At 73.2% G+C, this 25,653-nt stretch carries 29 protein-coding genes; 16 read left to right on the plus strand and 13 right to left on the minus strand.

Annotation, left to right across the window (positions count from 1 at the left end):
* Positions 1-8 precede the first annotated feature (8 nt).
* Positions 9-761, minus strand: a complete 753-nt coding sequence (locus ACFV3E_RS42585; protein WP_500541327.1) for a class I SAM-dependent methyltransferase — start codon at positions 759-761, stop codon at positions 9-11.
* A 100-nt stretch (positions 762-861) separates the two neighbouring features.
* Here ACFV3E_RS42585 and sph point away from each other — a divergent pair, with 100 nt between their 5' ends.
* On the plus strand, positions 862-1,851 hold the full coding sequence (sph, locus tag ACFV3E_RS42590) for a sphingomyelin phosphodiesterase (RefSeq protein WP_500541328.1): 990 nt from the start codon (positions 862-864) through the stop codon (positions 1,849-1,851).
* A 61-nt stretch (positions 1,852-1,912) separates the two neighbouring features.
* Here the strand turns inward: sph and ACFV3E_RS42595 are convergent, their stop codons facing one another.
* From ACFV3E_RS42595 to ACFV3E_RS42605, 3 genes are all read right to left on the minus strand, one after another.
* A complete protein-coding gene (locus tag ACFV3E_RS42595) occupies positions 1,913-2,740 on the minus strand; it encodes an aldo/keto reductase (RefSeq protein ID WP_500541329.1) in 828 nt (275 codons plus the stop codon).
* Between the two features lie 100 nt (positions 2,741-2,840).
* On the minus strand, positions 2,841-4,673 hold the full coding sequence (locus ACFV3E_RS42600; protein ID WP_500541330.1) for an AMP-dependent synthetase/ligase: 1,833 nt from the start codon (positions 4,671-4,673) through the stop codon (positions 2,841-2,843).
* 214 nt (positions 4,674-4,887) lie between these two features.
* Positions 4,888-6,414: an MFS transporter gene (locus tag ACFV3E_RS42605; RefSeq protein WP_500541331.1), complete on the minus strand. Its 1,527-nt coding sequence runs from the start codon at positions 6,412-6,414 to the stop codon at positions 4,888-4,890.
* Between the two features lie 122 nt (positions 6,415-6,536).
* On the opposite strand from ACFV3E_RS42605, the gene ACFV3E_RS42610 reads away from it, so the two are divergent.
* Complete coding sequence (locus tag ACFV3E_RS42610) at positions 6,537-7,511, plus strand: Lrp/AsnC family transcriptional regulator (RefSeq protein ID WP_500364950.1); 975 nt, start codon at positions 6,537-6,539, stop codon at positions 7,509-7,511.
* Here ACFV3E_RS42610 and ACFV3E_RS42615 read toward each other — a convergent pair.
* Positions 7,489-8,343 (minus strand): LysR substrate-binding domain-containing protein, encoded by an 855-nt coding sequence (locus ACFV3E_RS42615; protein WP_499514900.1) that lies wholly within the window; start codon positions 8,341-8,343, stop codon positions 7,489-7,491. The genes ACFV3E_RS42610 and ACFV3E_RS42615 overlap by 23 nt on opposite strands.
* A gap of 124 nt (positions 8,344-8,467) precedes the next feature.
* On the opposite strand from ACFV3E_RS42615, the gene ACFV3E_RS42620 reads away from it, so the two are divergent.
* Positions 8,468-9,505: a bile acid:sodium symporter family protein gene (locus ACFV3E_RS42620; RefSeq protein WP_500541333.1), complete on the plus strand. Its 1,038-nt coding sequence runs from the start codon at positions 8,468-8,470 to the stop codon at positions 9,503-9,505.
* Positions 9,506-9,543: 38 nt separating this feature from the next.
* Here ACFV3E_RS42620 and ACFV3E_RS42625 read toward each other — a convergent pair whose 3' ends face one another.
* Positions 9,544-9,915 (minus strand): DoxX family protein, encoded by a 372-nt coding sequence (locus tag ACFV3E_RS42625; protein ID WP_500541335.1) that lies wholly within the window; start codon positions 9,913-9,915, stop codon positions 9,544-9,546.
* 30 nt (positions 9,916-9,945) lie between these two features.
* A complete protein-coding gene (locus tag ACFV3E_RS42630; protein WP_500541337.1) occupies positions 9,946-10,800 on the minus strand; it encodes an MBL fold metallo-hydrolase in 855 nt (284 codons plus the stop codon).
* Between the two features lie 119 nt (positions 10,801-10,919).
* Here ACFV3E_RS42630 and ACFV3E_RS42635 point away from each other — a divergent pair, with 119 nt between their 5' ends.
* Positions 10,920-11,042 carry a hypothetical protein gene (locus ACFV3E_RS42635; RefSeq protein ID WP_500541339.1) on the plus strand — a complete coding sequence of 41 codons (123 nt, stop codon included), beginning with the start codon at positions 10,920-10,922 and terminating at the stop codon, positions 11,040-11,042.
* Positions 11,042-11,635, plus strand: a complete 594-nt coding sequence (locus ACFV3E_RS42640; protein WP_499514905.1) for a histidine phosphatase family protein — start codon at positions 11,042-11,044, stop codon at positions 11,633-11,635. The genes ACFV3E_RS42635 and ACFV3E_RS42640 overlap by 1 nt, the downstream gene beginning before the upstream one ends.
* Positions 11,636-11,664: 29 nt before the next feature.
* Here the strand turns inward: ACFV3E_RS42640 and ACFV3E_RS42645 are convergent, their stop codons facing one another.
* On the minus strand, positions 11,665-12,039 hold the full coding sequence (locus ACFV3E_RS42645) for a cupin domain-containing protein (RefSeq protein ID WP_500541341.1): 375 nt from the start codon (positions 12,037-12,039) through the stop codon (positions 11,665-11,667).
* 90 nt (positions 12,040-12,129) lie between these two features.
* Here ACFV3E_RS42645 and ACFV3E_RS42650 point away from each other — a divergent pair, with 90 nt between their 5' ends.
* From ACFV3E_RS42650 to ACFV3E_RS42670, 5 genes are all read left to right on the plus strand, one after another.
* Positions 12,130-12,582, plus strand: a complete 453-nt coding sequence (locus ACFV3E_RS42650; protein WP_500541343.1) for a MarR family winged helix-turn-helix transcriptional regulator — start codon at positions 12,130-12,132, stop codon at positions 12,580-12,582.
* A gap of 14 nt (positions 12,583-12,596) precedes the next feature.
* Positions 12,597-13,235: a hypothetical protein gene (locus tag ACFV3E_RS42655; RefSeq protein WP_500541345.1), complete on the plus strand. Its 639-nt coding sequence runs from the start codon at positions 12,597-12,599 to the stop codon at positions 13,233-13,235.
* Positions 13,232-14,230, plus strand: coding sequence for a nucleotidyl transferase AbiEii/AbiGii toxin family protein (locus ACFV3E_RS42660; RefSeq protein ID WP_500541347.1), 999 nt, complete (start codon positions 13,232-13,234; stop codon positions 14,228-14,230). The genes ACFV3E_RS42655 and ACFV3E_RS42660 overlap by 4 nt, the downstream gene beginning before the upstream one ends.
* A gap of 184 nt (positions 14,231-14,414) precedes the next feature.
* The gene (locus tag ACFV3E_RS42665; RefSeq protein ID WP_500541348.1) at positions 14,415-15,167 is read left to right on the plus strand and encodes a hypothetical protein; all 753 of its coding nucleotides are present in this window, start codon (positions 14,415-14,417) and stop codon (positions 15,165-15,167) included.
* 122 nt (positions 15,168-15,289) lie between these two features.
* On the plus strand, positions 15,290-15,652 hold the full coding sequence (locus tag ACFV3E_RS42670) for a UBP-type zinc finger domain-containing protein (protein ID WP_500541350.1): 363 nt from the start codon (positions 15,290-15,292) through the stop codon (positions 15,650-15,652).
* 61 nt (positions 15,653-15,713) lie between these two features.
* Here ACFV3E_RS42670 and ACFV3E_RS42675 read toward each other — a convergent pair whose 3' ends face one another.
* From ACFV3E_RS42675 to fdhD, 3 genes are all read right to left on the minus strand, one after another.
* Positions 15,714-16,562, minus strand: coding sequence for a thioesterase family protein (locus ACFV3E_RS42675; RefSeq protein WP_500364929.1), 849 nt, complete (start codon positions 16,560-16,562; stop codon positions 15,714-15,716).
* Positions 16,563-16,564: 2 nt separating this feature from the next.
* Positions 16,565-17,155 (minus strand): TetR/AcrR family transcriptional regulator, encoded by a 591-nt coding sequence (locus ACFV3E_RS42680; RefSeq protein WP_499514913.1) that lies wholly within the window; start codon positions 17,153-17,155, stop codon positions 16,565-16,567.
* 181 nt (positions 17,156-17,336) lie between these two features.
* A complete protein-coding gene (gene fdhD, locus ACFV3E_RS42685; RefSeq protein ID WP_500541352.1) occupies positions 17,337-18,188 on the minus strand; it encodes a formate dehydrogenase accessory sulfurtransferase FdhD in 852 nt (283 codons plus the stop codon).
* 467 nt (positions 18,189-18,655) lie between these two features.
* Here fdhD and ACFV3E_RS42690 point away from each other — a divergent pair, with 467 nt between their 5' ends.
* The 4 genes from ACFV3E_RS42690 (at position 18,656) to ACFV3E_RS42705 (ending at position 22,389) form a co-directional block, all read left to right on the plus strand.
* Positions 18,656-19,813, plus strand: a complete 1,158-nt coding sequence (locus tag ACFV3E_RS42690; RefSeq protein WP_500541366.1) for an RNA-guided endonuclease InsQ/TnpB family protein — start codon at positions 18,656-18,658, stop codon at positions 19,811-19,813.
* A gap of 117 nt (positions 19,814-19,930) precedes the next feature.
* Complete coding sequence (locus tag ACFV3E_RS42695) at positions 19,931-20,575, plus strand: hypothetical protein (protein WP_500541354.1); 645 nt, start codon at positions 19,931-19,933, stop codon at positions 20,573-20,575.
* A gap of 54 nt (positions 20,576-20,629) precedes the next feature.
* A complete protein-coding gene (locus ACFV3E_RS42700; protein ID WP_500541356.1) occupies positions 20,630-21,589 on the plus strand; it encodes a rhomboid family intramembrane serine protease in 960 nt (319 codons plus the stop codon).
* Positions 21,590-21,708: 119 nt separating this feature from the next.
* Positions 21,709-22,389, plus strand: coding sequence for a GntR family transcriptional regulator (locus ACFV3E_RS42705; protein ID WP_500541358.1), 681 nt, complete (start codon positions 21,709-21,711; stop codon positions 22,387-22,389).
* Between the two features lie 30 nt (positions 22,390-22,419).
* Here ACFV3E_RS42705 and ACFV3E_RS42710 read toward each other — a convergent pair whose 3' ends face one another.
* Positions 22,420-22,935: a VOC family protein gene (locus ACFV3E_RS42710; RefSeq protein WP_499514920.1), complete on the minus strand. Its 516-nt coding sequence runs from the start codon at positions 22,933-22,935 to the stop codon at positions 22,420-22,422.
* Between the two features lie 72 nt (positions 22,936-23,007).
* On the opposite strand from ACFV3E_RS42710, the gene ACFV3E_RS42715 reads away from it, so the two are divergent.
* Together ACFV3E_RS42715 and ACFV3E_RS42720 are read left to right on the plus strand one after the other, a co-directional pair.
* Positions 23,008-23,646, plus strand: coding sequence for a LysE family translocator (locus ACFV3E_RS42715; RefSeq protein ID WP_500541360.1), 639 nt, complete (start codon positions 23,008-23,010; stop codon positions 23,644-23,646).
* A 28-nt stretch (positions 23,647-23,674) separates the two neighbouring features.
* On the plus strand, positions 23,675-23,992 hold the full coding sequence (locus tag ACFV3E_RS42720) for a chorismate mutase (protein ID WP_500541362.1): 318 nt from the start codon (positions 23,675-23,677) through the stop codon (positions 23,990-23,992).
* Between the two features lie 175 nt (positions 23,993-24,167).
* Here the strand turns inward: ACFV3E_RS42720 and ACFV3E_RS42725 are convergent, their stop codons facing one another.
* Entirely contained in the window at positions 24,168-25,562 is a 1,395-nt protein-coding gene (locus ACFV3E_RS42725) for an OFA family MFS transporter (protein WP_500541364.1), read from the minus strand.
* Positions 25,563-25,653: the final 91 nt, after the last annotated feature.

A 25,653-nucleotide genomic window follows, 5' to 3' on the forward strand; every position in this document is an offset into this window, starting at 1 on the left:
CGGACCGCTCAACGGGCCGCCGTGGCGGGGGAGTCCTTGACCAGGGCGAGCAGCCGGTAGAGCGGGTCGGGGCGGGCGGTGTCCTGCCCGGGCAGCGCGGCCAGGCGGCCGGCGAGGGCCTGCGTGTCGCCGTCGCGCAGGGTGAGGGCGGAGGCGAAGTCGCCCGCCGCGATGCGGGCGGCCAGGTCGCGCGGAGTGCGGCCCTGGCCGTGGCCGGCGAAGCGGGCCCCGCCCGCCGGGCGCAGGCCGTGCGCGGCGGCCTGCCGCACCACCCGTTCCTCCGCGTCGTACGCCACCCGCGTGCGGAACGGCGCGAGGAGGGCGTCGACGTCGCTGCCCACGTCGTGCCCGGCGTCCTTGTCGACGGTGGTGACGAGCACCCCGCCGGGGCGCAGCACCCGCGCGCACTCGGCGATCACCGCGGGCGCGTCCGGCAGCAGATGGAGCAGCCACACGGCCGTCACCGCGTCCAGCGAGGCGGTCGCGAACGGCAGCCGGCGTACGTCGGCCTGTACGATCCCCGGCCCCACCCGGCGGACGGCGAGCCGGGCCATGGCCAGGGCGGCGTCGGCCCCGAGCACGCGCAGCCCGGGGCGGCCGGTGTAGCGGGCCGTCACCAGGCCGGTCCCGCAGCCGATGTCGAGCACGGTCCGGGCCGTTCGCGGTATCAGCCCGAGCACGGCCGCGGCCGCGGCCTCGGCCCGGGGGACGCCGCCGCGGGTGGCGTCGTAGACGGCGGCCTGCTCCTCGTAGTTCAGCACGTCCGTAGGTTAGCCGCCCGCCATCTACCCAGTGGTAACCAACTGCCCCTAGTCTCACGCTGTTTCCGCGACCGAGCTCCACCCGACTCCAGGAGAGCCCGTGAGACACGGCAGAGCCGCCGCCGCTTGCGCCTTCGTCCTGCTCATCGCCTCGTCCGCCGGCGCCGCCGGCACCGGAACCGCAACCGCGAGCCCCACGGCCACCGCCGTCGCGCCCCCACTGCGGCTGGTCACCAGCAACGTGATGATGCTGCCGCGCACCCTCTACCCCAACTGGGGCCAGTTGCAGCGCGCCGACCTCATCGCCGCCTCCGGTTACGTCCAGGGCGCCGACGTCCTGGTCTTCCAGGAGGCGTTCGACAACGGGGCCTCCGACCGGCTGCAGGCGAACCTCAGGAGCCGCTACCCCTACCAGACTCCGGTGCTGGGCCGGTCCAAGAGCGGCTGGGACCGCACCGAGGGCGCGTACAGCTCGCTCACGCCCGAGGACGGCGGTGTGACGGTCCTCAGCAAGTGGCCGATCCTGGAGAAGGTCCAGCACGTGTACGGCGACGCGTGCGGCGCGGACTGGTTCTCCAACAAGGGCTTCGTGTACGTCGTCCTCGACGTGAACGGCACCCGGGTCCACGTCGTCGGCACGCACACCCAGGCCGACGACTCCGCCTGCGGCAGCGGTGAGGCCGCGGGCGTCCGCTCCGCCCAGAACCGGGAGATCGACGCCTTCCTCGACGCCCGGGCGATCCCCGCCGCCGAGCCGGTCGTCATCGCGGGCGACCTCAACACCGACGCCGGCGGTGCCGAGTACGCCCGCATGCTCGCCGACCTGGACGTCGCGGCGCCCGACGCCGACCCCGGTCCGGCCGCCAGCTTCGACCCCGCCACCAACTCCGTCGCGTACGACCGCTACCCCGACGACCCCGCGCAGCGTCTCGACCACGCGCTCCTGCGCAACGGCCACGCCCGCCCCGCCCGCTGGAACAACCGCGTGGTCGACGAGCACGCGCCGCTGTGGTCGGTCACCAGCTGGGGCACCACCTACACCTTCGACGACTACTCGGACCACTACCCGGTCGTCGCCGGCGACGTCTGACCGCTCGGGGCGGCGGCAGGCCCGGACGGCCCGCCGCCGCCCCGCGGCGCGTCCGCGCGCGTCAGTTGAACGACGTCGGGTCCGGGCCGAGGCGCCCGCCGTTGTCGAGGGCGTCGATCGCGGCCAGGTCCTCGCCGTCGAGCTCGAAGCCGAAGACGTCGATGTTCTCCCGGATCCGCGACGGGGTCACGGACTTGGGGATCACGACGTTGCCGAGCTGGAGGTGCCAGCGCAGGACGACCTGGGCCGGGGTCCTGCCGTGCTTGGCGGCGAGGGCGGCGAGCGCCGGCTCGTCGAGGAGGCCGCGGCCCTGGCCGAGCGGCGACCAGGCCTCGGTGGCGATGCCGTGGCCCGCGTGGAAGGCCCGCAGCTCGCTCTGGGGGAGGTTGGGGTGCAGCTCGATCTGGTTGAGGGCGGGGACGACGCCGCCCTCGTCGAGCAGGTGCTGCAGCTGGGCGACCGGGAAGTTCGACACGCCGATCGCCCTCGCGCGGCCGTCGGCGTGGATCTTCTCCAGGGCGCGCCAGGTCTCCCCGTACAGGCCGCGGGCGGGCGTGGGCCAGTGGATCAGGTAGAGGTCCACGTGGTCCAGGCCGAGCTTGTCCAGGGAGGCGTCGAAGGCGCGCAGGGCGTTGTCGTGGCCCTGGTCGGTGTTCCACAGCTTGGTGGTGACGAACAGTTCCTCGCGCGGGATGCCCGAGGCGGCGATGGCACGGCCGGTGCCGCGTTCGTTGCGGTAGAGCGCGGCGGTGTCGATGCTGCGGTAGCCGGCCTCCAGGGCCGTGGCGACCGCGGTGGCGGCTTCGTCGTCCGGGACCTGCCAGACGCCGAAACCGAGCTGGGGCATGGTGACGCCGTTGTTCAGGGTGATGTCGGGAACCGTGCTCACGAGCAGGTCGTCCTTACGTCGTCGGAGGAGGACTCATCGTTGATCCTCTTTTCAACGATCTCCGCGGCGGCCGCATTCCCCGGCACCCCCAGCGCCCGCCTCAGGCGTGGTAGAGGGCCTCGATCTCTCGGGTGTACGCCTTCTCTATCGCCCTTCTCTTCAGTTTGAGCGAGGGCGTGAGCAGCCCGCCCTCCTCGGAGAACTGCCCGGCCAGGATGCGGAAGGTGCGGATCGACTCGGCCTGGGAGACGAGCGTGTTGGCGGCGACGACCGCCCGCCGGATCTCCGTCTCCAGGTCGGCGTCGTGGATCAGCTTGGCGATCGGCAGCTGCGGCTTGGCCCGCATCGTCAGCCAGTGCCCGACGCCCTCGGGATCGAGGGTGATCAGCGCCCCGATGAAGGGCCGGTCGTTGCCGACCACGACGCACTGCGAGACCAGCGGGTGGGACCGCACCCGGTCCTCCAGGACCACCGGCGAGACGGACTTGCCGCCGCTGGTCACCAGGATCTCCTTCTTCCGCCCGGTGATCGTGAGGTAGCCGTCCTCGTCGAGCGCGCCGAGGTCGCCGGTGGCGAGCCAGCCGTCGTGCAGGACCTCCGCGGTGGCCTTGGGGTTGTTGAGGTACTCGCTGAAGACCTGGCCGCCGTACACCCAGATCTCGCCGTCGTCCGCGATGTGCACCGTGGTGCCCGGGATGGGCAGGCCCACCGTGCCGAAACGTGTCTGCTCGGGCGGGTTGGCGACCGCGGCCGCCGTGGTCTCGGTGAGGCCGTACCCCTCGAAGATCCGCACGCCCGCGCCGTCGAAGAAGAGCCCCAGTTGCCGGTCCATCGCCGAGCCGCCGGAGAAGGCGTGCCGGACCTTGCCGCCGAGGGCGGCGCGCACCTTGCCGTAGACCAGCTTCTCGTACAGCTGGTGCTGCATCCGCAGCGAGGTGCTGGGGCCGGGACCGGTGCCGAACGCCCGGGCCTCCATCGCCTCGGCGTGCCGCACCGCCACTTCCACCGCCTTCTCGAAGGGCCCGAGCTTGCCCCCCGCCTCGGCCTTGCGGCGGGCGCCCTGGAAGACCTTCTCGAAGACGTACGGGACGGCGAGCACGAACGTCGGCTGGAACGAGGCCATCGCGGGCAGCAGCTCGGCCGCGGCCAGGTTGGGCTGGTGCCCCAGCCGGACCTTCGCGCGGACGGCCGCGACCTCCACCATGCGCCCGAAGACGTGGGCGAGCGGCAGGAAGAGCAGGGTGGACGCCTCGTCGCCGCGCTTGCTGTGGAAGACCGGCTCGTACCGGGCGACGACGTTGTCGCTCTCGGCCATGAAGTTGCCGTGGGTGATCACGCATCCCTTGGGGCGGCCGGTGGTGCCCGAGGTGTAGATGATCGTCGCGGTGGCGTCGGGGGTGACCGCCTCGCGGTATTGGTGGACCAGGTCGTCGTCGACGGAGAGGCCGTGCCGGGCCAGTTCGGACAGCGCGTCGGAGTCCAGCTGCCACAGCCGGGTCAGGTGGGGGAGTTCGTCGATGACCGCGCCGATCGTCATCGCGTGGTCCTCGTGCTCGACGACGCAGGCGACCGCCTCGGAGTCGTGCAGCATCCAACGGACCTGGTCCGAGGACGAGGTGGGGTAGATCGGGACGGGCTGGGCGCCGATCGCCCACAGCGCGAAGTCCAGCACGGTCCACTCGTAGCGGGTGCGGGACATCAGGCCGACCCGGTCGCCGAAGCGGATCCCCTGGGCGAGCAGGCCCCTGGCCACCGCCAGGACCTCGTCGCGGAAGCGGGCGGCCGTGACGTGCTCCCAGTCGGTGCCGTCCGCTCCGGCGCGGCGGCTCAGCACGATCCGGTCCGGCTCCTCGTCGGCATTGGAGAACACGGCGTCCGCCAGTCCTCCGACTTGGGGTGCCGTCACCAGTGGGGGAATGGTGAACTCGCGCAACGTCGCTCCTCGACCGCCTCGGCGGTCACAGACCGTACCCGATACCACGTGCGGAGGGGAGGGGCGTGACAATCGGCTGTGAAGGCCCGCGTGGGCTCCCTCACACCTTTGCGACGAGCCGATTCCCGGTTACCCCAAGGAACATGGCGCCGGAGGACGGTTTCCGGGCGGACCGCGGCCCGCCCGGACTCTCCACCAAATCCCCCCGCGGGGATCACGGCCGCTCTACAGCCCCCACAGGCTCGGGTGCCGCGGCCGGCGCCGGCTTGCCCGGCCGTTCCCGCACCAGGACGAGCACGACCGCACCCGCCAGCAGGCCGGCGACACCGGCCGCCAGGGCCGCCGCGTTCAGGCCCGAGGCGAAGGCGGCGTGCAGCGCGTGGTCGGTCGCCGCGCGCCGGCCGGAGGGGACCCGGGCCAGCAGCTCCCGCGCTCCGCCGCCCGCGAGCGCCTGGGCCGTCGCGTGCGGGGCGGGGGCCCCGGCTTGGCTCAGCGAGTGCTCCATCCGCGTGGAGAGCAGGGCGCCGAACACGGCGACGCCGAGCGCGTACCCCAGCTGCCGGAAGGTGTTGACCGCCCCGCCCGCCATGCCGGCCCGCCGCGGCGGCACGGAGGCCAGCGCGGCGCCCGCGATCGCCGGATTGACCAGCCCGACGCCGAGGCCCGCCACCACCAGGCCCGCGGTCAGCGCGGCCCAGCCGGAACCGGCGTCCAGCACCGCCTGGGCCAGCGCGCCGGCCCCGATGAGCACCATCCCGCCGCCGATCACGAGCCGGTACGGCGCCCCGTGCAGGAACCGGCCGCCCACCGCCGAGGCCACGAACGCCGCCAGCGCAAGCGGTATCAGCACCAGGCCGCCGCGGACCGGGCTGAGGCCGAGCAGCGTCTGCAGCCACAGCGAGGTGTACGGCAGGAAGCCGAAGGCCGTCGCGCTGAGCGCCAGCGCGCCGACCATGATCGCGGTGAAGGAGGGGTTGCGGAACAGCGCCAGGTCCAGCATCGGCTGCGCGGCGCGCCGCTCGGCCACCACGAACACCACCAGCGCCGCCACCGCGCCGCCGAGCGTCCACGCCGTACGGGCCGAGGCCCAGCCGGCCTCGTCCGCCCGGATCACGGCGAAGGTGAGCAGCCCGGCGAAGGCGGTGAAGGACGCCGTGCCCGGCCAGTCGATGCGGGCCCCGCCGTGGCCCCGGGACTCCTTCACCACCCGCAGCGTCAGGGCGATCGCCACGACGCTCACCGGCAGGTTGACGTAGAAGATCCAGCGCCAGTCCAGCGCCTGGGTCAGCAGCCCGCCCAGCACCGGCCCGAGTGCCGCCGCCGCGCCGCTGACCGCGCCCCACACGCCCAGCGCCACCGAGCGGTCGCGGCCCTGGTAGGCCGCGCCGAGCAGGGAGAGCGTCGTGGCGAACATCGCCGTCGCGCCGACCCCCTGCACCGCGCGCATCGCCACCAGGACCCCCGCTCCGGGCGCGAGTCCGCAGGCGAGGGAGGCCGCCGCGAACAGGGCCGTCCCCGCGACGTACATCCGGCGCCGCCCGATCACGTCGGCCGCGGAGCCGGCTCCCAGCAGCAGGGCGGCCAGTGCCAGCGCGTAGATGTCGATCATCCACTGGAGGTCGGACAGCGACGCGTCCAGGGCGTCCGCGATGTCGGGCAGCGCGACGATCACGATCGTCACGTCGATGAGCAGCATGAAGGTGCCCAGGCAGACCGCCACCAGCGGTCCCCACTTGCGCATGTCCTTCTCCGTTCCGTTCTTCCATTCCGGGGTGGGTCCTCCGTACCATCGCGAGACCACCCGGGCTTCCTCCAGCCACGGGCGGCATCCCGCTGGAATCCGACACAGTGAAGGAGAGGGCGATGGATTCCCACACACTCGACGAGCTGGACATGCGGCTGCTGCACGCCCTGCAGCTCGACGGGCGCGCCCCCTTCAGCCGGATCGCCGACGTCCTCGGCGTCTCCGACCAGACCGTGGCCCGCCGCTACCGCAGACTCCGCGGCGACTTCGGGATGCGCGTGCTCGGGCTCCCCGAGCAGGAACTGCTCGGACGCACCCGCTGGGCGCTGCGGCTGCGCAGCACCCCCGAGGCCGCCGAGTCCCTGGCCAAGGCCCTGGCCCGGCGCGACGACACCGCCTGGATCTCGCTGATGTCGGGCGGCACGGAGGTGATGTGCGTGACGCGTCCGCGCAGCCACGACGAGCACGACGCGCTGCTCCTCGGGCGTCTGCCGCGCACCCCGAGCATCGTCGAGATCGGCGCCCACAGCATCCTGCACACCTTCTACGGCGGCGCCCTGGGCTGGTTCGCCAAGCGCGGCGCGCTCACCGACGCGGAGGTCGCCGCGCTGCGGCCGCCCCCGCCCGAGCCGCCGTCCGGCACGGTCGTCCTCGACGCCACCGACGAGGCGCTGCTGGCCGTCCTGGCCAGGGACGGCCGCGCCTCCTACCCCGAACTGCACCGCGCCACCGGCCTGTCGGAGTCGGCGGCCAAGCGGCGGCTGGAGCAACTGCGCGGCTCGGGCGTGCTCTACACCGACGTGCAGCTCGACACGGCGTGGATCGGCCACGACACCCGCGCCATCTTCTGGATCACGGCCGCCCCCTCCGCCCTGTCCGCGGTCGGGCAGGCGCTGGCCGCGCACCCCGAGACCGCCTACGTCGCGGCGACCACCGGATCGTCCAACCTCGTCGCCGTGGTCATCTGCAGCAGCACGCCGCAGCTCTACCGCTACCTGAGCGAGTGCGTCGGCGCCCTGGACGGGGTCCGGCACGTGGAGACCGTGCCGTCGCTGCGCCTGGTCAAGCAGATCACGACCGAAGGGATCCGCTGAGGATCGCCGCCGCGAGCGCGTCCGCCGCCTCCTGCGCCGCGGGCCGCCGCCGGCCGTGCAGCAGCACGAAGTCGACGCCGCCGAGCTCGGGCAGCCCCGCGCGGGCCGGGACCCGCACCAGACCGGGCGGGATCAGCCCCTCGGCGTGTGCCATCACCCCGAGCCCCGCCCGCGCCGCGGCGACCAGACCGCTCAGCGAGCCGCTGGTGCACGCGATGCGCCACGCACGGCCGTGCCGCTCCATGACCTCCAACGCCCGCGCCCGGGTGATCGCGGGGGCCGGGTAGAGGATCAGCGGGACGGGCCGCTGGGCCTCCGGGCGGTACCGCTCGCCGGCGATCCACACCAGCCGGTCGCTCCACACCAGTTGACCGTGGCTGTCCCCGGCCGCGCGCTTGCCGAGCATCACGTCCAGCCGGCCGGCGGCCAGCTGCCGGTGCAAGGTGGCCGACAGCTCCACCGTCAGCTCCAGGTCCACCTCGGGGTGGTCGCGCCGGAAGCGCTCCAGGATCTCGGGCAGCCGGGTCAGGACGAAGTCCTCCGAGGCGCCCAGGCGCAGCCGGCCGCGCAGACGGGTGCCCGCGAACCAGCCCGCGGCGCGTTCGTTGGCCTCCAGGATCGTCCGGGCGAAGCCGAGCATGGCCTCGCCGTCCTCGGTCAGTTCCACGCTGTGCGTGTCGCGGGTGAAGAACCGCCGGCCGGCGGCCTCCTCCAGCTTGCGCACGTGCTGGCTCACCGTCGACTGGCGCAGGCCGAGCCTGCGGCCGGCCTGCGTGAAGCTCAGCGTCTGGACGACGGCGACGAAGGTCCGCAGCTGCACCGGATCGAACACGGTGCCAGCCTACCGCCGCTCATCGCGATACGTGATGACAGTCAGTGCGGTCAAAGTCATTTACGATCTCCCGGTCACCGGGCACCCTGGAGAGGGGCCCCGTCCAGCACCAATGAGGAAGCCCATGCGCCGCCTGCGTTACCCGTCCTGGCTCCCCGTGGACCCGTACATCGCGGCGCTCCTCGGGACCGTGCTCCTCGCGGCGCTGCTGCCCGCCAGAGGCACCGGCGCCCACCTTGCGGGCGGGGCGTCCACCGGAGCGGTGGGGCTGCTCTTCTTCCTCTACGGCGTGCGCCTGTCCACCCGCGAGGCGATGGACGGACTGCGTCACTGGCGCCTGCACGGCACCGTCCTGGCCGCCACCTTCGTCGTCTTCCCGCTGCTCGGCCTGGCCTCGGGCGGACTCGTGCCGTACCTGCTGACGCCCGAGCTGCGCACCGGCCTGCTCTTCCTGTGCCTGGTGCCCTCGACCATCCAGTCCTCCATCGCCTTCACCTCCGTCGCCCGCGGCAACGTGGCCGCCGCCATCTGCGCCGGCTCCTTCTCCAGCCTCGCCGGGCTCGTCCTCACCCCGCTGCTGGCCGCGCTGCTGCTCGGGGGGAGCGGCGCGGGCTTCACGGCGGACGCGGTGCTCGGCATCGTGCTGCAGTTGCTGGTGCCGTTCGTGGCCGGTCAGCTGCTGCGCCGCTGGATCGGCGGCTTCGTCACCCGCCACAAGAAGGTGCTCGGCCTGGTCGACCGGGGGTCGATCCTGCTGGTCGTCTACGCCGCGTTCAGCGAGGGCGTGGTGCGCGGCATCTGGCACCAGGTCACGCCCCTGCGCCTGCTCGGGCTGCTGCTGGCCGAGGCCCTGCTGCTGGCCGCGATGCTCGGCCTCACCTCGTACGGCTCGCGCAGGCTCGGCTTCCCCCGCGCGGACCGGGTGACCATCGTCTTCGCCGGGTCGAAGAAGAGCCTGGCGGCCGGACTGCCCATGGCCTCCGTGCTGTTCGGGGCCCAGGCCGGGCTGATGGTGCTGCCGCTGATGCTCTTCCACCAGATGCAGCTGATGGTGTGCGCCGTCCTCGCCAAGCGGTGGGCCCGGCAGGCGGAGGCAGCCGTGCCCGCCGCCGCCCCGGCGGCCGCCGCACGGCCCCGGGAGGTCGTGGCCGGCCGGAGGTGAGCCCGGTCCGCCGCGCCGCGGCGGGGCGGGGTGCCCGCTCAGCGCACGGCGTCGACCACGAGGACCGCCAGCGCCATCGCCAGGAACAGCGCGTACGCGGCCAGGGCACGCCCCCGGTCACCGCAGCGCAGCTGGCACAGGAGCACCCAGGCGAAGATCCCCGCCTCCAGCGCGGCTCCGGCGACGCCGACGGGAGGCAGCCACAGTCCCGCCAGGACCGCGGCGGCGCCGAACGTGTGCAGCGTGCCGAGCAGCGTGACCACCCACAGGCGCCGCCCCTCCAGGACGCCCAGCCGGGTCAGCTCGTCGAGCCGTTCCAGGCCGGGCCGCGCACGGATCAGCTGGGCGACCGCTGAGGGGACGACTTCCAGCAGCAGGAGGACGGTCGACGCGACGGCGAGTGCGAACACCCGGACAGTCTGCCGTACGTTCGAAAACCCTCAGTCCCCGCGGCAGATGACGAAGTCCGGGTAGACGTGGCGTCCCGGCCGGTCGCCGATCTCCTCGACGGCCCGCCGGACCTCGCGGAGCTGGTCGACGGTCATCTCCAGCGGCGGCTCGTCGGGCTGGTGGGTGGTGCGGACGGGGTAGTCCACGCCCGGCTCGCGGGTCATCTCGACGTGGCAGCCCAGCACGTGGGTGACCGGGCGCTCCCCGGCGAAGGCGACCAGCCGGTCGACGGTGCGCCGGAAGGCGGCCCAGTCCTCGACGTACAGCCGGCCCGGGTAGACGGTGTCGCCGGTGAGCAGGAAGCCCGTCGCCGGGTCGTAGTAGGTGACGGCCGAGGCGTGGTGGCCGGGTGTGGCGAGGCACTCCAGGACCCGGCCCCCGAGGTCCAGGAGCGCCACGCGGTCGGGGTCCTGGGTGAAGCCGAGGAAGTCCCAGGCGCTGTCGCGGTCCGCCGACACCACGACCGTGTCCGGGCGGCCCGCGAACTGCGCGTCGCCGGCGACGTGGTCGCCGTGGGCGTGGGTGTGCAGCACGAGCAGCTCGTAGCCGGGACGCTGCAGGGCGGGCGGCCGCAGTTCGAACAGCTCGTCCACGACCTCCCGCAGCGGGAAGAACTCCTCCTCCGGCGTGGCCCCGGTGTCCAGGAGCACCGCGCGGTCGTCCCCGAAGAGCAGGAAGAGGAACGGCGCCTCGTAGTGGACCGCCTTGTTCTGCCGCAGGACGAAGGTGCGTTCGTCGTACTCGAACACCTGGATGTCGGGATCGGTGTTGTGCTTCGCCGATGCCGAACCGTGGATCCAGCGCACGTCGAGCGGCTCCGGCGCCGGAGGGGCGGATGCGTTCATGACCTCTTCTCCTGCCGGGAGTCGTGGCGCCGGACGGACCGGCCTGCGGGTCCGCCCCGCCGCCGGGCGGCGCGGGCACCGTTTTGTGCGTCCCACCGGTCGGGAGGGACACTGTCCACGTGACCTCGGAGGCAACAGTGGCGACGTTCATCCAGCCTATCGGCGTCCTCGCCCCGGACCGCGCGGCCGGGTGCGCGGCCGGCGGCGACACCGAGGCCGTCGACAAGGAGGTGGCCCCCTGATGGCTCCGCGCCTCGTGCTCGTGCGGCACGGCCAGACCGAGTGGTCCAAGAGCGGCCAGCACACCGGCAGGACCGACATCCCGCTCACCGAGGAGGGCCGGGAGGCCGCGCGCCTGCTGGGCAAGCGCCTGGCCCGGGCCCCCTGGCACGACTTCCCCGGCGCCCGGGTCCGCACCAGCCCCCTCCAGCGCGCCCGCGACACCTGCGAACTCGCCGGGTTCGGCGACCGGGCGCGGACCTGGGACGCGCTGCGGGAGTGGGACTACGGCGAGTACGAGGGCCGTACGTCGCCCGAGATCCGGGAGGAACGCCCCGGCTGGGTGATCTGGCGCGACGGCGTCGTCGGCGGCGAGACCTCGTGGCAGGTCGCCAACCGCGCGGACGAGGTGGTGGCCTGGGCCAAGGAGGAGGACAGCGACGCGGTCGTCTTCGCCCACGGCCACTTCCTGCGCACCCTGGCGGCCCGCTGGCTCCGGCTCGACCCGATGCGCGGCATGGTGCTGAGCCTGGCCCCGGCCTCGCTGTCGGTCCTCGGCTGGGAGTACGGCGACCCCGCGATCACCCTCTGGAACGACACCGCCCACCTGCAGTGACGCGCTGACCCGCCGGGCGCCCGGCGGGTTCAGCGGGCCCAGGGCGGGCTGATCCGGGACCCGTCGGCGAGCACCGCCTCCAGACCGACGCCGGTGGTCACCCAAACGGAGGCGGGGCCCGCGCCCGGGTTCTCCAGGGCCAGGCGGGAGCCGGCGGGCGCCGTGGCGACGTCGCCGGGGGACAGGTCGTACGCCTCGCCGTCGATGGTCAGGCGCGGGCTGCCGGACAGGACGAGGAAGACCTCCTCGCGGCTGATGGTGTGCGAGGTACCGGCGGTCCCGGCCGGTACCTCGCCGCGCCACGCGCACAGTTCCGTGCTGCCGGTGGCGGTGCGGGCGTACGAGACGAAGCGGACGCCGTGCAGGTCGTGGACGACGGCGTCGGCGGAACGGACGACGGGCATACGGGCTCCTGTTCCCCGATGGGCAAGCAACTTGAGCAAGTTGCTTGCCCATATGCTCAAGCTGCTTGCGCACTGTGTCAAGGTGGCCGCATGAAGGACGAAGAGGCCCTGGCCATGGCCCTGGGCGTCAACCTGCTCGCCGCCGCCGGCGCCCTCACCGCCGCCATCCACGATGGCGTCGTCGCCCGCGGCTTCGACGACCTGCGCCCCGCCCACGGCTTCGCCTTCGCCCGGATGGCGGCCGGCGGCGCGACCGTCACCGAACTCGCCGCGCACCTCGGGGTGACCCGCCAGGCGGCCGGGCAACTCGTCGACGAACTCGAGGCCAAGGGCTACGCCGAACGCCGCCCCCACCCGGACGACGCCCGGGCCCGGCTCGTCGTCCTCACCGACCGCGGCCGGGCCTGCACCCGCGCCGCCGACCAGGCCGCCGCCGACGCCGTACGCCCCTGGGCCGACGTGCTCGGCGAGGACCGGCTGCGCGCCCTGTGCGCGGACCTGGGACGGCTCGCCCCCGGCGGCCCGGTCCGGCCGGCGTGGTAGCCGGGCCCCCGGCGATGGACTTCACCGGAGACTTCGAGACCCACTTCACGGTGCCGGCACCGAGGCCCGGGGACGAGGAGCGGATACGCCACTGGGCGGAGCGCAACGGCCTCAAGTACACCCGCATCGTGCTCGACCGGGGCGCCACCCCCGACCAGCCCATGCTGACGCTGCGCGGCCGCGGCGCCCTGCCCGCGCAGCGCGCCGCCGCCGCCCGGTGGACCGGACGGCTGCGCGCCGAGGGGATCGGCGTCGCGCGTGTGAAGATCGAGGCCGCGCCCTGGAACGCCGGCGTCCCGAGCACCCGCGGGCAGGCCCGTGCCCTGCCGCCCGGCTGCTACTTCGAGCACCACGTCAAGCTCGTCGTCACCGACCCCGCCCGCCTGGACGAGGTCCGGACGATCGCCGGGCGGCACGCCGCCCACGTCTCCCGCAACGCGCGTCGTGACCTCGGCGCCCGCGGCCACGAACGCTTCGTCACCCAGCGCTGCCGCGACGTCGGGCGCCCCGAGGCGCGGCAGCGGCTCGACCGCCTCCTCGCGGACCTCACGGCGGCGGGCCTCACGGCGGTGAAGGTCGAGGAGGAGTTCGTCGTGCACGACGACCGGCCCGCCCTCGACGACGGCTGGATCGACGAGGCGCAGACCCGGTGACCGCCCCCGCGGAGCGGGACCCGGCGGCCGCCGCCCGGCGGGCCGTCCTGGACCACCTGCTGGGCCTGGTCGCGCGGTCCCCGCTGGGTGAGTACCTCGTGCTGCGCGGCAGCATGGTGCTGCCCGCCTGGGTCGGCGCCGCCGCCCGCGAACCGGGCGACCTCGACTGGATCGTCCCGCCCTCCCCGGCGGTGCCGATCGACCCGCTCCACCCGTACCCGTACGTCGACGAGCGGGCCACCGTGCAGCAGTGGCCGGAGGCCGCCGACGGCGCAGTCCGTCCCGAGATCTGGACGGACGAGGAGTTCGGCACCGGCGGGCAGCGGGCCCACGTCCCGCCCGAGGGCCTGCACTGGATCGTCGACCCGGAACCGGACGGCTCCGACGGCCCCGACGGCCCGCCCGGCGAACTGCTGGCACTGGTCCGGGCCCACCCCGACGCCGCCCCCGGCGTACGTCTCGACCCGGAGGGCGCCCGCGACGACGGCAGTTGGACCTACGCGGAGTACGACACGCCCGGCGTGCGCCTGGTCGTCCCCTGGCACGCGGACGGACTGCCCCCGGGCGAGGTGCGCCTGGACTTCGCCCGCGACGAACGGCTCCCCGAGCCGCCCGTCCTGACCGCCGTGCCGCGCGGCGACGGCGGGCCCCCGGCCGTGGTGCTCACCGCGAGCCGTGAACTCTCCCTCGCCTGGAAGCTGCTGTGGCTGCAGGCCGACGCCGCCGCCGAGGGCCGCGCCCAGGGCAAGGACCTCTACGACGCGGTCCTCCTCGCCGAGGTGCCCGGCACCGCCCTCTCCCCACGCCTGCTGCGCCGGGTGATGAGCCGCGAGCACGGCCACCCGGCCTCCGCACCCCGCCTCACCGAGGTCGCCCCGCACTCCGTCGACTGGGACGCCGTCCGCGCCGCCCACCCCCACGTCACGGGCACGGCCGCGGAGTGGCTCGCCCGCCTGTCGCGCGCCCTGGACGGCGTTCTGACGGGCGGTCACTGACGGCCGGACCGGTCCGGCCGTCACCGCCGCTCCCGCCGTCCCAACCGCTCCCGGCGGGCCTCCACGTCCCCGTCGGCCTCGACCCCATCGTCCGTACGGAGGAGTTCACCGCCGTCGCCGGCCCGCCGCAGTGAGGCGAAAATGGCGAGCCGACACTGGGCCTGACGGGCTAGCCTCGGCGCTCGTGACCGCTCACCCCGCTCCCATACCGGCCGAGTTCGTCCGCTTCGCGGTCGCGCTGGAACCCGGCGAACTGGCCGTCGGCTACGCCACCGGCCGCGTCACCGACGACGACGCGCGATGGCTGGCGTTCCTGCGGCGGTGCGACCTGGGGGAGCTCGGCGGGAGGTTCGCCGCCCTGACGGAGGCGGAGCCGGAGGTGTGGCGGAAGGCCGCCGCCGACGCGGGCCCGGAGGCCGGGCGGGTCTGGGCGTACCTGGAGGGGGCACGGCGCGGGGAGCCGGACGCCGCCGGGCGGGGGGAGTTCCTCGTCGGGCGGGCGGCGGCCGGGCGGGGCATGAACTGGGCGGACTCCGCTGCGCTGCTCGGGACCGACCGGCCCGAGGAGGTGGACGCGGCCTTCGAGCGCGGGGAGCCGATGGTGGGCGTGGCGGTCATCGGGCTGGCGCTCACCCACCCGGACGCCGCCGCGATCCTGCCGCGCGTCGCCCGGGCGCTGGGGGCGCCGTACGGGGAACTGCGCCGGCAGGGCGTCGTGGCCCTGGCCCACGTCGCCCGTCTGCAGGGCACCGTCGACGACCGGTGCCTGGAACTGCTGCGCGGCATGCCTCCCGGGACCGAGGCGCATGACGACATCCTCACGTACGTGCCGCTGCGCCGGCTGCCGTGGTGGCTGCGCCGATCCGGCTACGCCGGGCGCCTTCGGGCCTTCGTCCGGCATCCCCGCATCGTCCTGAGGCGCCCCGGGAAGCGGTAGGTGCCGCCCGGACCGGGGCCCACGGGGCGGCGAGGGGGCCGTCCCGCTTCGCCCGGTGGCGGCACGTGAGGGCGGTTAGCATGCCAGGAGAACGTGATCGCGGTTAAGGAGGCGGGTCCACCATGGCGGACGACGTCACGATCCCCGGCATCGACCCCACGTCCGAGCCGAGCGGCGCCGGCTGCGCCGACTGCGGTGCCGGTCAGGGACCGGGCTGGTGGCTCCACCTGCGCCGCTGCGCGCAGTGCGGGCACATCGGCTGCTGCGACTCCTCGCCCTCCCAGCACGCCACGCGGCACGCGCTCGAGGAGGGCCACCCGTTCATCACCAGCTACGAGCCCGGTGAGGACTGGTACTGGAACGTCGAGACCGAGCAGTACTACGACGGTCCCGCGCTGACCCCGCCGCAGTCCCGCCCGGAGAGCCAGCCCTCCCCGGGCCCCGCGGGCAAGGTCCCCGAGGACTGGCAGGCGCAGTTGCACTGACGGGGCACCTCCCGGGGGCGGCACGGCCGTCCCCGGAACGCACGGCCCGCGGGCGCGGCCGCTACGCGGCGCCCTCGGGCAGCCGTACCCGCGCCAGCTGCCGGGACTGGGCCACGAGACGGCCCGCCGAGTCCCAGACCTCGGCGTCCTCCTCCATGTAGCCGTCCGCGAAGTTGCGGGTGGAGTGCTTCAGCCGCAGCCACCCCGGCTCGGGCCTGGCCCGGACGTGGGCGGTCAGCTCCAGCGTGGGGGCCCAGCCCGGGATGCCGAGGTCGAAGCTGACCGGGGGCAGGCTGTCCACGGCGAGCAGCAGCATCAGCGGGTCGGGCTCACGGCCGTCGGGCATCCGCAGCCAGCCCTGCACCATGCCGCGGCCCGACGGGGCGCCGACCGCCCAGCCGGCCGTGTCCGGGTCCAGCCGCAGCTCGATGCGCTCCAGCATCGGGGATATCTTCAGGAACTCCGGCGGCGCCACGTCGGTCCCCACGCACTTCTCCGGCGGCGGCATCTGCGGAGGAACGGCGGAGGTGCGCACGTCGCCCGCGTGGTCGTGGCCGCTCAGGTCGCCGTAGGTCGCGACCGCCCGCAGCCGCTCCTCGCCCTCCTGCTCCAGGGACACCATGCCGGTCGAGACGGTACGGCCGCGGCGCAGGGTCTGCGTGCGGGCGGTCACCGGGCCCGGGCGCGACGTCGACAGGTAGTAGGCACTGATCGAGAACGGATCCCGGTGTCCCTGCCCGTCGCCGCCCAGCTCCTCGGCGAGCGCCCGGCCGGCGAGGGCGAGCAGCAGCCCGCCGTTGACGCCCATGCCGATCCGCCACCCCTCGTGGAGTTCGGCGTCGTAGACAGAGGGCTCGTCCGGACGTGCCGTGACGGCCGTCTCACGGTCGAATCCGTACTTCTCATGCATCGTCAGTGTTCCTTGAGGTCGAACGAGGTGAACAGCGCGTCGAGCGCTTCGTCGATGGACGCGGCGCCGGTGCCCAGGGCCAGCGAGCCCCACAGCCACAGCTGCGCCACACCGTGCAGCCCGGACCACACGGCGCCGGTGAGCGCCCGGGTGTCCGCCCCGGGCCGCCAGCCCTCCGCCTGCGCGGCTCGCACGAGCACGAGGAGGTGGTCGTCGAAGGCCGACATGCCGGCCCGGCCGAGTTCCTTGTCCCGGGGGTCCAGCAGGTCGTGCCGGAACATCAGGGTGAACATCGCCGGCCGTCCCAGCGCGTACGCCACGTAGCCGCGGGCCCCGGCCCGCAGCCGTGCGGCCGCCGGCGCCCCCTCGGGGCACGCCCGGACGGCCGCCTCGGCGCGCACGTTGAGTTCCCTGAACCCCACGGTGGCCACGGCCGACAGCAGCGCCGCCCGGTGCGGGAAGTGCTTCAGCGGCGCCCCGTGCGACACGTTGGCGCGCCGTGCGATGGCCCGCAGGGTCAGCCCCTCGACGCCGTCGTCGTCCAGGACGGCGAGGGCAGCGTCGAGCAGGCGCGCGCGGGGAGCGGTGGTCATGGTGGACAGTGTCCACCTCGAGGTGGACACTGTCTACCTCGCGGTCCGCAGGTCCGCAGGTCTGCGGGCCGCGGGTACTCAGGTCCTCGGGTTCTCGGTCCGCGGATACGGCGGGACCGGCCGGCGCAGGGGGCGCACCTCGCCGGCCGGTCCCGCACGCGTGTACGCGGGTCGGGACGGGTCAGGCCCGCCCGGCCGCCGGCGCGGGCAGGGCGATCCGCTCTTCGCCCGCGTACACGTTCATGGAGGTGCCCCGCAGGAAACCGACGAGCGTGAGGCCCGATTCGGCGGCGAGGTCGACGGCGAGGGAGGACGGGGCCGAGACGGCGGCGAGCACCGGGATGCCGGCCATCACGGCCTTCTGGGCGAGTTCGAACGAGGCCCGCCCGGAGACCATCAGGATCTTCCCGGCCAGCGGCAGCAGGCCCTGCTGGAGGGCGCGGCCCACGAGCTTGTCCACGGCGTTGTGGCGGCCCACGTCCTCGCGGACGTCGAGCAGTTCGCCCTCGGACGTGAAGAGCGCGGCCGCGTGCAGACCGCCGGTCCGGTCGAAGACCCGCTGCGCGGCGCGCAGCCGGTCGGGGAGCGCGGACAGCAGCGCGGGTTCGAGCCGCAGCGGCGAGGCGTCGTTGATGGCCCAGCGGGCCGTGGTCCGTACGGCGTCGAGGCTGGCCTTCCCGCACAGGCCGCAGGAGGACGTCGTGTAGACGTTGCGCTCCAGCGTGATGTCGGGGACGGGGACCCCGGGGGCGAGTCGTACGTCGACGACGTTGTAGGTGTTGGACCCGTCGACGGTCGCGCCCGCGCAGTACACGATGTTCGCCAGTTCGTCCGCGCTCCCGAGCACGCCCTCGCTGACCAGGAAGCCGGCCGCGAGGGCGAAGTCGTCCCCGGGGGTGCGCATGGTGATCGCGAGTGGCTTGCCGTTGAGCCGGATCTCCAGCGGCTCCTCCGCGACCAGGGTGTCCGCCCGGTGGTCGACCGCTCCGTCCCTGATCCTCAGTACCCGACGCCGTTCGGTGACCCGTCCCATGTCGATCAGTCCCGGTTCTGTACGTGCTGGAAGCCGTATCGGCCCTTGATACAGAGGTTGCCACGGTGACCGCGCCGTCGTGCGGCGAGATCACCTCGACGAGTCCGCCGGCCCTGGGTTCTCAGCCCCGGACGAATACTGTGTACAGTATTCGTCTCCACGAGGTCAAGGGGTCGTAAAGGCGGTCCCGGCCGGCGTTCCGCCGGAGGGGAGTTCCGTTCCGCCGAGGGGAGTTCACCTGATTTCTCGCAGGATGCCCCGGCCTTCAGGCCGGGGAGGAATGGGTCATTGAGTCGGAGCCCGAAGCGGCGGAGCTCTCTGCATATCCGTTCTGACCTGCACTCTCCTTCATTGTCAGTGGGGGCTGTTAGGTTCCGGGGCGTGACGTCGACAGTGATGGCCGAGCAGGGGTCGGGGCATGCCCGGTCGCCTTTCGGCTGCGGGTGTCGTCGTCGGCGGGTGCCGGTCTGGAGGCGGAGTGGGCGCGGTGCCGGTGGGTGTGGAACGAGTGTGTGGCGGTGTCCCGCAAGGTCCACGGCCTGAACAGGACCGCCGAGCAGAAGATCACGTGCGGCCCGGCGCAGCTGGACAGGATGCTGACTGAGGCGCGGCGGTCGATGGCGTGGCTGCGGGAGGGCAGTTCGGTGCCGCAGCAGCAGATCATCCGGGACTTCGCGAAGTCCCGCGTCAAAGCGTTGAAGGACATCGCGGCACGGCTGCCGATGGGGCAGCGGGCCGGGATGCCCCGCATCAAGCGCAAGCGCGAGGCCGCACCGACGCTGAACTACACCACCCGCGGCTTCCGGCTCAAGGACGGACGTCTGCACCTGGCCGGCGGCATCGTGCTCACGGTGGTGTGGTCCCGAGACCTGCCGTCCGCACCATCCTCTGTACGCGTGTACCGGGACAGCCTCGGCCACTGGTACGCCTCGTTCGTTGTCGCCGTCGAGGTGCAGCTGCTGCCCGCCACCGGCGCAGTGATCGGTGTGGACTGGGGCGTGCGTGAGACCGCGACCACGACCAGCGATGCCTATGACCTGCCCCACGCTCAGCACGGCAAGACGGCCGCGCAGCGTCTCGCGCGGTATCAGCGGATGATGGCCCGGCGTAAGCCTGCTCGTGGGCAGGCTGGGTCCAGGGGCTATCGCAAGGCCAGGCACCAGGCGGCGAAGCTGCACAAGAAGGTGGCGCGTCAGCGGCAGGACACCGCCCGCAAGTGGGCCAAGCACGTCGTGACCGACCACGATGCGATCGCGGTCGAGGACTTCCGGCCGAAGTTCCTCAGCCGGACCACGATGGCGCGGAAGGCGGCGGACGCTGCGATCGGCGCCACGAAGACGGCCCTGATCGAGATGGGCCGCAAGCACGGGCGGGACGTCCGCCTGGTGCATCCCGCGCACACCACCATGGACTGCGCGTCGTGCGGAGCGAGAACCAAGCACGCACTCCCGCTCTCGGAACGTACCTACACCTGCACCGCGTGCGGAGCCGTGTCCCCCAGGGACAAGAACTCCGCACGCGTGATGCTGGTCCGGGCTGGTCTCAACCCGGCTGGTGCCGATCGTGTAAGCGCTGGCGGACCGCTGGTCCCCAGCCCACGTGAGCCAGGAATCCCCGTCCATTAAGGCGAGGAGGATGTCAAGGCATCACGGTAGGGGGACCCCCCACCCCCGACCGAGACCGACCGGAGCCGCGGAATAGCATCGGCGTACGACGGACGCGGCCGGGCGAGGAGGTGTGCGGTGGCCGGGGACCCGTTCTCGGTGAGCCGGGGGACGTGGTGGCGCATCGGCGTCCCGCTGGCCGCCGCGGCCCTGCTGGTCGCCCAACTGGCCTGGGGGAACGGCCCGCGACGGGAGGCGGCGGCGGTCTCCCGGCCGGGGGAGTGCGGGAAGGGCGCCGCGCGGCAGGTCGGCGAGCCCGGCGTGTCGCGCGACATGGTCATCGGGAGCTACGGCGCGGACAACCTCCCCCGGATGAAGGGCAGGCCGACCTTCAAGGTGCGCCTCACCGTCTCCCCGGGACCGGATCGGCGCCCGCTGACGCTGCGGATCCCGCTGGCCGGCGCGGTCACGGTGCAGGTGCACGCCGGGCGCGGCGGCGGCCTCCTCGCCGGCGCCCGCGGCCTCACCGCCCGGATCGACGAGGGGATGTACGAGGCCGGCCAGGCCCCTCCCGCGACCGGCACCGTCCGCGTGACGGAGGACGACTTCCTCCAGCTCGTCGTCGAACTGCCGGACGGTGCCATCTGCCCGGGAGTGACCATGGCCGACCTCATCTCCATGCGTCCCGGCGGCAACGACGCCGCCGACCTCACCGTGGTCACCGTCGTCCTCGCCGACCGGGCCTCCGGCCTGCGCATGGAGGCGCAGAGCGGAGTGGTTTGACGCCCTGTGCCCGGGGTGGGTACAAACGTGCGACTCCAACGTCCCGTACGCCACATGGGGGGCCTCGCGCTCGTGAGCACCACGGACACCGACCAGGGCACCGAGCCGCCGGTCACCACCTGCTACCGGCATCCCAAGCGCGAGACGTACGTGCGCTGCACCCGCTGCGACCGCTCCATCTGCCCCGACTGCATGCGCGAGGCGGCGGTCGGCCACCACTGCCCGGAGTGCGTGAAGGAGGGCGGCAGGAGCGTCCGCCAGGCACGCACCGTCTTCGGCGGCCGCGTGGCGACCTCGGGCACGCCGGTGGTGACGCAGATCCTGATCGCCCTGAACGTCGTCGCCTACCTCGGCGAACTGGTGCGCTCCGACCTCGTCGCGCGCTTCGGTGCCCTGGGGCAGGGGCTGCTGGGCCCCGACGGCGCGGCATACATGTACGACGGCTCGGCGTACCCCGGCTTCGAGGCCGTCGGCATCGCGCACGGCGAGTGGTACCGGCTGATCACCTCGGCCTTCCTCCACCAGCCGCCGGGCGAGGGCACCTTCGGGATCCTGCACATCCTCCTCAACATGTACTCGCTGTGGACCCTCGGCCCGGCCGTCGAGGCCCAGCTGGGCCGGATCCGCTTCGTCGGGCTCTACCTGCTCTCCGCCCTCGGCGGCTCCGTGCTGGTGTACCTGCTCGCGCCGCACTCCGGCGCCGTCGGAGCCTCCGGCGCGATCTTCGGTCTGGGCGCGGCCTACTTCGTCCTCAGCAAGCGCCTCCACCACGACCCGGTCGGCGGGCGTCAGCTCCTCATCGGCCTGCTGGTCTGGATGGCGGTCTCCGCCGCCGTGACCTCCTGGCAGGGCCACCTCGGCGGCCTGCTCACCGGAGGTGCGGTCGGCCTCGTCCTGGCCCACGCGCCCCGCAGGCACCGCGGCTTGTGGCAGGCGGCCGGGATGGCCGTGGTGCTGCTGGTGCTGGTGACCCTGGTCGTCCTGAAGACCTCCCAGCTCACCGGCGCCGCATAGCGGTGCGCCGCGCCGCCGGTGTGAAGCGCGTCACGCTTGGGTGCGGTGTCCGCGCCAGGGCCCTGCGCGCGTAGACTGTAGACGAAAGCCAATCATCCCCGGGAAAGGTTGGGGCCTCGATGCTGTCCAGCGGGCTGTCGCAGGGATCCGTGCCCAAGCTCCAGCGTCCGGGACCCCTGCGTGAGCAGGTGTACGAAGCGCTGCTCGAGCTGATCATCACCCGCTCGCTCACCCCCGGCCAGCACCTGGTGGAGACCGAACTCGCCGGCCACCTCGGGGTCTCCCGCCAACCGGTGCGCGAGGCCCTGCAACGGCTCAACACCGAGGGGTGGGTGGACCTGCGCCCGGCCCAGGGGGCCTTCGTCCACGAGCCCACCGACGAAGAGGCCGACCAACTCCTGGTCGTCCGCGCCCTGCTGGAGACGGAGGCCGCCCGCCTCGCCGCGGCCAACGCCACCTCCAAGGGCCTGGAGCGGCTGGACGAGCTGTGCGGGACGGGCGAGGCGGCCGTCGCCGCCGACGACGTCGACGCGGTCGTCGCGGCGAACGCCGCCCTCCACGCCTGCGTCATGGAACTGGCCGGGAACGCGGTGCTCGCCGAACTCGCCCGGCAGGTCGAGCGGCGCGTGCGCTGGTACTACACCCCGGTGGCCCGGCAGCGCGGCATGCAGTCGTGGGTCGAGCACCGCGAGCTGATCGCGGCGATCGCCGACCGTGACGGGGAGCGCGCCCAGCAGGTCATGCGCGCCCACACCGAGCACACCAGGACCTCGTACCACCAGCGCTCCCACGAGGACTGACCCCGCTCCGCCCCGCCGGGCCCCGTGGGCTCAGAGCAGCGGCTTGCCGTCGAAGTGGCCGAGGTCCTCGCGGTACAGCTCCACGTTGACCCCGTTGGGATCGCGGATGTAGAGGCTGTCCTCCACGCCCCGGTCCGGCCCGAGGTACTCCACCCCGGCCTCGTCCAGCCGGCGTTTCGCCTCGGTGAACTGCTCGCCGGTCACCGACAGCGCCAGGTGCTGCAGTCCGCCGATCGTCTCGTGCTGCTCGGGGTGCTCGTGGCCGGGGAAGTCGAAGAACCCCAGCAGGTTGTCGTGGCCGATGTCGAAGAAGAAGTGGCTGGAGCCCGCGTAGTCCCGGTTCTCCACCAGCTCCACCAACGGGAAGCCCAGGAACTCCTGGTAGAAGCGGACGGTCTCCTCGACGTCGCGGCAGATGAACGCGACGTGGTGCACCCCCGCCGCCCGCGTCGCCGGCCGTTCCGCCGGTTCGCGCAGGTACCTCCCGCGCAATTCCTCCCGCCGGGCCCGTACGGCCTCCAGCTGCTCGCCCTGCGGCTCACCCATGATCGATCCCGCCTCCTTAGACCCCGCGCTTAATGCGGTGCGCCGGAAGATATACCCGATTACCCTCCGGGCATGGTGTCCATCGACCGACTCGCGGCATTCGCCCTGGTATCGCTGGTGCTCGTGCTGATCCCCGGCCCCAGCGTCCTCTTCGTCATCGGCCGCGCGCTCGCCCACGGGCGTCGTGTCGCGCTGACCTCCGTCGCCGGCAACACGCTCGGCTCGTACGTCCTGGTGGTCGCGGTCGCCCTCGGCGTCGGCCCCGTGGTGGAGCGCTCGGCGCTGCTGTTCGCGGCCCTCAAGCTCGCCGGCGCCGCCTACCTGGTGTACCTGGGGGTCAAGGCGCTGCGGCACCGCGGGGCCCTGGCCATGGTGTCCGGGGAGGCGGGGGCGGCGCGCGGCGCGCTGCGCACGCTCGGCGAGGGCTTCGTGGTCGGGGTCTCGAACCCCAAGACGATGGTCTTCTACGCGGCGGTGCTGCCGCAGTTCGTCGACCGCCCGGCCGGTCACGTCACCGTGCAGATGCTGCTGCTCGGCCTGGTCTTCAACGCGATCGCCCTCGTCTCGGACAGCACCATGGGCCTGGTCGCCGCCGCGGCCCGTTCGTGGTTCGCCCGTTCCCCGCGCCGCCTGTCGCTGGTCGGCGGTGCGGGCGGCCTCGCGATGATCGGCCTCGGCGTCACCGTCGCCGTGACAGGACGTACCGACTGATCGGCGTCCCGCTGGTTAGGCTGGGCGGATGGACGACGGACACGCGGACGACACGGCCGCCCTGGAGCGGCTGCGCCACCTGCGCGGCAGCATCGACAACCTGGACGCGGCCCTGGTGCACCTCCTCGCGGAACGCTTCAAGGCCACGCAACAGGTGGGTGAGCTGAAGGCGGCGCACAACATGCCGCCCGCCGATCCCGGGCGCGAGGCGGAACAGATCGCCCGGCTGCGCCGGATGGCCGAGGACGCGCACCTCGACCCGGCCTTCGCGGAGAAGTTCCTGAAGTTCATCGTCGAAGAGGTCATCCGGCACCACAAGGCGATCGCCGCCGACCGCTCGGGCTGACGGACGGCCGCGTGGGCCTCAGCCGTGGCGTCCCACGACTGAGGCCCACGTCATGCCGGCACCGTCTCCCTAGGACACGGGGGTGGTCCGGGGACGCCGCGGCGGACGGGAGGAACACCCGGTCGTCGGGCACGAGGTGCCGTGCCGGAGCCCCGGGTGCTCTCCGGCGGTCACGTCAGATCGCCTCCCTGCTGATGGGCTGCGGATTGGGCTTGATGTCCTTCTTCCTCGGACGTCCCGGCGGGGTGAGGAAGAGCGCGACGAAGCCCGCGAACAGCGAGATCGAACCCGCGAGGGTGAACGCCCCGCTGTGGCCCCAGTGGCTGACGACGAAGGCACCCATGCCGGAGCCGAGCAGACCCGAGACCAGCTTGGAGCTGTAGACCAGGCCGTAGTTGGACGCGTTGTTGTTCTCACCGAAGTAGTCGGCCGTCATCGCCGCGAACATCGGGAAGATCGCGCCGCCGCCGAACCCGGAGATGGACGAGAAGATCAGGAACAGCGGCAGGTTCTTGATGTCCGCCGACCACAGGATGCCGTACTGCGCGAGGCCGAGGACGAAGCAGACGAAGATCAGGCACTGCTTGCGCCCGTAACGGTCGGACAGCCAGCCGATGACGCCGCGGCCCGTGCCGTTGACGATCGCCTTCAGGGACATGGCCGTGGCCACGATCCCGCCGGCGAAGCCGGCCTCCTCACCGATGTCGACCTGGAAGGCGATGCCGAAGATGTTCACGCCCGAGGTGCACAGCAGGCAGAACCACATCAGCGCCACCCGGCCGGTCCGCCACGCCTCGGCGGGGGTGTACTGCCGGACGGCGGGCGGGTTCTTCTCCATGGCACGCCGGGCCCGCGGGTCGTCGGGCACCTTCAGCGGGTCGACGTCGGCCGGCCACCAGTTCTTCGGCGGGTCCTTGAAGAAGTACCCCGCCACCGCGACGGTCGCCGCGAGGAAGATGCCGACCGAGACCAGCACCCAGCGGAAGTTGGTCAGGTTCATGTAGCCGGTGAAGAGGAAGACGAACGGCACCGAGCCGTAGGCGAAGCCGCCGTTGACGAAGCCGGTCTTGCCCCCCTTCCGTTCCGGGTACCACTTGCCGACCATGTTCACGCAGGTCGCGTAGACCATGCCGGCGCCCATGCCGCTGAACATGCCGAAGCCGATGTACGCGACGACCACGTGCGGTGCGTACGCCAGCGACAGGTAGCCAAGGAAGGTGCCCAGGGCGCCGCACATCATCGCCCAGCGCGCGGGCAGCTTCCCCGACTCGCGGAGCTTGCCCGCCGGGAAGGCCACCGCGGCCTGGAAGAACACCCAGACCCCGAGCATCCAGAAGATGTGCAGGCTGCTCCACGCATGTGCGGTGTGGAGCGTGTCCTCGGCGGACGCGAACGCGTACTCCGCCGAGCTGATGCCCATCATGCCTACCCACGGCAGGATGACCATCCACTTGCGCTTCCGGCCCATGATGTCCATGTCGGTCTCGCCGACGCGGAACACCCGGCCGTTGTGGTCGGTCACCTCTCGATAGGTGACGGGTGGTTGGGACGTCGATGTCGTTGACGCCATTGTCATGATTCCCCTGCCTCGAAAGAGTCTGGCCAGCGCCCCCTGGACCTGGGGCCGGCACGGGTCGGTCTCCGTGGAGACCGACCCGTGC

It is taken from the genome of Streptomyces sp. NPDC059718 (assembly GCF_042733315.1).
Classification (GTDB): Bacteria; Actinomycetota; Actinomycetes; order Streptomycetales; family Streptomycetaceae; genus Actinacidiphila.